The sequence below is a fragment of the Synechococcus sp. B60.1 genome, from assembly GCF_047462555.1.
Lineage (GTDB): Bacteria > Cyanobacteriota > Cyanobacteriia > Thermostichales > Thermostichaceae > Thermostichus.
Map to the genome: position 1 here is coordinate 1597 of NZ_JANSJN010000129.1, position 4690 is coordinate 6286.

Consider the following 4690-nt stretch of genomic DNA (forward strand, 5'->3'; position numbering starts at 1 on the left):
TGCCATCCCCAGACCATTGCCGTCGTGCAGACGCGGGCAGAGCCCTTGGGGATCCAGGTGCGTGTGGCGGATCCTTTTCAGTTAGAGCTGGAGAACGGCTTTGGTGTGCTCTTACAGTATCCCAACACCTATGGAGAGATCCGGGATTACCGCGACCTGGTGGAGCAGGCTCACCAAAGAGGGATGGTGGTGGCCGTAGCCGCCGACTTGCTCAGCCTGACTCTCTTGCAACCGCCAGGGGAGTGGGGAGCGGACATTGTGGTGGGATCCACCCAGCGCTTTGGGGTGCCCCTGGGCTACGGCGGCCCCCACGCTGCCTACTTTGCCACCCGCGAGGCCCACAAACGGCTGCTGCCGGGGCGGCTGGTGGGGATCTCCCAAGATGCCCAGGGCAGGCCGGCCCTGCGCCTAGCCCTACAAACGCGGGAGCAGCACATCCGCCGCGACAAGGCCACCAGCAACATCTGCACCGCCCAGGTGCTCTTAGCGGTGGTGGCCTCCATGTATGCCGTCTATCACGGCCCGCGCGGCCTGCGGCAAATTGCCGAACGCATCCATCGCCAGGCCCATCACCTGGCCGCCGGGATCCGGGATCTGGGCTACAGGGTGGGGCCAGAGTCTTTCTTCGATACCTTTTGGGTGAAGGCAGAGTCACCCGAACAGGTCGGCCAGATCCAAAAGCGGGCCGCCCAGCGGCGCATCAACCTGCGGCGGATCGACGAGACAACTCTAGGGATCAGCGTGGACGAGGCCACCACCTCTCAAGATCTGCGCGATCTCTGGGAAATCTTCGCTGGCTCCAAGGAGCCAGCCTGGGATCCCGAAGGCCTGAGTTCGGATCCCCACCAAAGCCTGCCGCCTCAGCTCTTGCGCACCACCCCCTACCTCATCCATCCGGTGTTTAACCGCTACCACTCGGAAACGGAGCTGCTGCGCTATATCCACCGCCTGCAGAGCCGGGATCTCTCCCTTGTCCACTCCATGATCCCCTTGGGCTCCTGCACCATGAAGCTAAACGCCACAGCCGAGATGCTGCCCATAACCTGGCCGGAGTTTGCCCAGCTCCATCCTTTTGCGCCTCTGGAACAAGCTCGCGGCTATCAAACCCTCTTTGCCCAGTTGGAGCGAATGCTGGCAGAGATCACGGGCTTTGCCGGCGTCTCCCTCCAGCCCAACGCCGGATCCCAGGGGGAATATGCCGGCTTGCTGGCCATTCGTCGCTACCACCAGGCCCGCGGGGAAAGCCAGCGCCAGGTGTGCCTGATCCCCACCTCCGCCCATGGCACCAACCCCGCCAGCGCTGTCATGGCCGGGATGCAGGTGGTGAGCGTAGCCTGCGACAGGGCCGGCAACATCGACCTCGAAGACCTGCGGGCCAAGGTGGAGCAGCACCGGGAACGGCTGGCCGCCCTGATGATTACTTACCCCTCCACCCATGGGGTGTTTGAGGAAGGGATCCGCGAGATTTGCCAGATAATCCACGAGGCCGGGGGGCAGGTGTACATGGATGGGGCCAACCTCAACGCCCAGGTGGGCCTCTGCCGTCCTGCGGAGCTGGGAGCCGATGTCTGCCATCTCAACCTACACAAGACCTTCTGCATCCCCCACGGCGGCGGCGGGCCGGGGGTGGGGCCCATTGCCGTTGCCCGTCATCTCCTGCCGCATTTGCCCGGTCACCCGTTTTTGCCTGGTTGCAACGGCCCGGTCAGTGCTGCCCCCTGGGGCAGCGCCAGCATCCTGCCCATTGCCTGGGCCTACATCCGCCTCATGGGATCCGCCGGCCTTACCCTAGCTACCCAAGTGGCCCTCCTCAACGCCAATTACATCGCCAAGCGGCTGGATCCCTACTACCCGGTGCTCTACAAAGGGCCAGGGGGATGGGTGGCCCACGAGTGCATCCTGGATCTGCGCCCCCTCAAGAAAAGCGCCGGCATTGAGGTCGAGGATGTAGCCAAGCGGCTGATGGACTACGGCTTCCACGCCCCCACCATCTCCTGGCCAGTGCCGGGGACAATGATGGTGGAACCCACTGAGAGCGAATCCCTAGAAGAGCTGGATCGCTTCTGCGAGGCAATGATTGCCATTCGCCAGGAGATTGCTGCCATTGAGCGGGGCGAGATGGATCCCGTGCGCAATCCCCTTAAACTTGCCCCCCACACCGCCGAGGTAGTGGCCGCCGATCACTGGGATCGCCCCTACCCTCGATCCCTAGCCGCCTATCCCCTCCCGTGGGTCAAGGAGCGCAAGTTCTGGCCCAGCGTCAGCCGCATCGACAACGCCTATGGGGATCGTCACCTGGTGTGCAGCTGTCAACCTTGGCTGGAAGGCTGAATTAAGCTGCCTGCGGCTGGTCCAGCTCTGAGGAAGAGGGAATGAGCTGCTCGGCCTCTTGCACAAGGCGCCTAGTCTCTTGCACAAGGCGCTCAGTCTCTGGCAGCGAAGCCAGCACCTGCGGCAGCACCTCCTTATCGGCCTCAACAGCCCTCTCCGTTTCTTGCAGGAGCTCGATCGAGGCCTCGGTAAGCAGGTCAGCCACCTGAGACAGTTGCGCCTTCAGCGAGGCGTTCTCTCGCTCCAATTGCACCAACCGCCCTTGCAGGCTATCCATTTGCCGATCTCGCTCTCCCAGAGCTGCTTCCAGCTCACGGTTGCGGGCCTCCAACGCTTGGCGGGCTGCCTCTGCTTGGTTCAGCCGTTCTGTTAAGCTTGCCAATTCATCCTCCAAACTGGTGAGGCGACTCACCTGTTCCAAAAGTTGGGCATTTTCTGCTTTCAGTTTTTCAATCAACGCCTGAGCGCTCAACAGATCTGCCTTGGTAGAGTCCAGGTCGTAACAGACTTGGTCATAGTTGGCAATTAGCTCGCCTAGTCGAGCTTCTTTCTCCTGCAGTTCTTCTCGCAGGGAACGAATCAAGCGATCCCTCTGTTCGACGCACTGCTGTAACTGTTCGACCTGCTGTCGTAGGATAGGCAGTTGAACCCAAGCCTTCTTGGCTAGGCCGAGAATTTCCCTGAAGCTCTCCTGCAGGCGGCTGTAGGATTGATCCAATTTGGCAAAGGCTTCGTTGAGCGCAAGGTAAGCCTTGCATACCTCCATGTAGCGCTGGGCCAGAGAAGTGGGGTGATCCATGATATAGAGTCCAGGTGGGGTTGCCGTGTCTATTTTATGCCGTTCATTCTATCGACCCAACCCGGAAAAGAGGTGACTCGCTACAACAACTGGGGGATTAATTTTACTTTAAGATTTTCCTCTCTCTAGGCAAGCAGCTCACGTCCTGCCCCGACAGGATTCAAACTCTCTGGCAAAAACGGCCCTTAAGAGCAGCACATTTTTACTCCCATCGAGGGGATCACACATTTAGCGTCTGGAGCAAAAGATTCAAAATTGAAACACTAGGTATAGTTCAAAAGGGGGCCTCTGCTGGCTCAGGCAGGCTGCGCCTCCGGGATCCCCAGCGCTTCCAGATGGGCGGCGGCCCGCAACAGGTTGGCCTCTTGGTAGGGGGCAGCCACCAGTTGCACGCCAAAGGGCAGGGATCCGCCCTCGCGCAGCGGCACCGACAGCACCGGCAGGCCGACAAACGAGAGGGGCTGGGTGTAGAGACCCAGGTTGGGCCGGGTGAGGACTTCCACCCCAGCGATCACCATCTTCTCTTGGCCAAGCAAGGGGGCAGAGCAGGGGGTGGTGGGGGCGATGAACAGGTCGATCTCTTGAAAGAGGGCCTGAAGCTGCTGGCGATACCAGCGGCGAAAGCGCTGCGCCTGCACGATCCAACTGGCGGGCAGCAGAGCGCCAGCCAAAAGGCGATCCCGGGTCGCCGGGTCGAAGTCGTGGGGACGAGTTCGCAGGTGATGCAGGTGCAGGTTGGCTCCCTCGGCAGCCGTGATCAGGAAGGCAGCGGCGCGGGCGCGCTCGGCCTCCGGGATCCGCACCGTTTGCTGGGCTCCCAGGGCCTGGGCCACTTTTTCCACGCCGGCCAGGATGTGGGGCTCTGCTCCCCGCAGGAAGTAGTCGTCGGCCACGGCAATGCGCAAGCCTTGGATCCCTTGCCCCAATTGCCCAAAGGTGGGATCCGCAGGGCGGCGAGCGCAGACGGGATCCTGGGGATCCGGCCCTTGCATGGCATCGAAGCTGAGGGCGAGATCGGCCACCGAACGGGCCAAGGGGCCCACGTGGTCGAAACTGGGAGCCAACAGGGCTACTCCTGCCCGCGACAGACGGCCATAGGTGGGCTTGAGGCCGTAGATGCCGCACAAGGCGGCGGGCACCCGAATCGAGCCGTTGGTGTCGCTGCCCAGGCTGAGAGGTACCAAGCCCCCGGCCACGGCTGCTGCCGAGCCACCCGAAGAGCCGCCGGCACTGCGGCTGAGATCGTGGGGGTTGCGGGTGGGGCCGTAGTGGCTATTTTCGGTTACAAAGCCGTAGGCGTACTCGTCCATGTTGAGGGTGCCCACCAGGATTGCCCCTGCCTGCTTGAGGCGGGCCACCACCGTGGCATCTTGGGTGGCCGGGGGGTTCTCGCGGTTGATCGCCGAACCGGCCAGGGTGGTGAGGCCAGCCACGTCGAAGAGGTTCTTGACGGCAAAAGGCACCCCCGCCAGGGGGCCCACCGGGATCCCTTTGGCCACCTGTCGATCCAGCCGCTCCGCCGCCTGCAGGGCCGATGCTTCCAGCACGGCTGTAAAGGCA

General features: G+C 62.4%; 3 protein-coding genes. 1 reads left to right on the forward strand and 2 read right to left on the reverse strand.

Annotated elements, in window-relative coordinates; all coding sequences use genetic code 11:
• Window positions 1-2331: aminomethyl-transferring glycine dehydrogenase (gene gcvP / locus NW863_RS11940; protein WP_414366595.1), on the forward strand; the 2331-nt coding region annotated here is incomplete at its 5' end.
• A gap of 1 nt (window position 2332) precedes the next feature.
• On the opposite strand, the gene NW863_RS11945 is transcribed toward gcvP, so the two are convergent.
• Window positions 2333-3130 (reverse strand): hypothetical protein, encoded by a 798-nt coding sequence (locus NW863_RS11945; protein WP_414366596.1) that lies wholly within the window; start codon window positions 3128-3130, stop codon window positions 2333-2335.
• Window positions 3131-3426: 296 nt separating this feature from the next.
• Window positions 3427-4690, reverse strand: a 1264-nt coding sequence (locus NW863_RS11950) for an AtzE family amidohydrolase (RefSeq protein WP_414366597.1), incomplete at its 5' end; no start/stop codon positions are given.

What these genes read in the sequence shown, in the direction of transcription:
- NW863_RS11945 (WP_414366596.1), bottom strand. Translation starts at nt 3,130, where the DNA reads ATGGATCACCCCACTTCTCTGGCCCAGCGCTACATGGAGGTATGCAAG.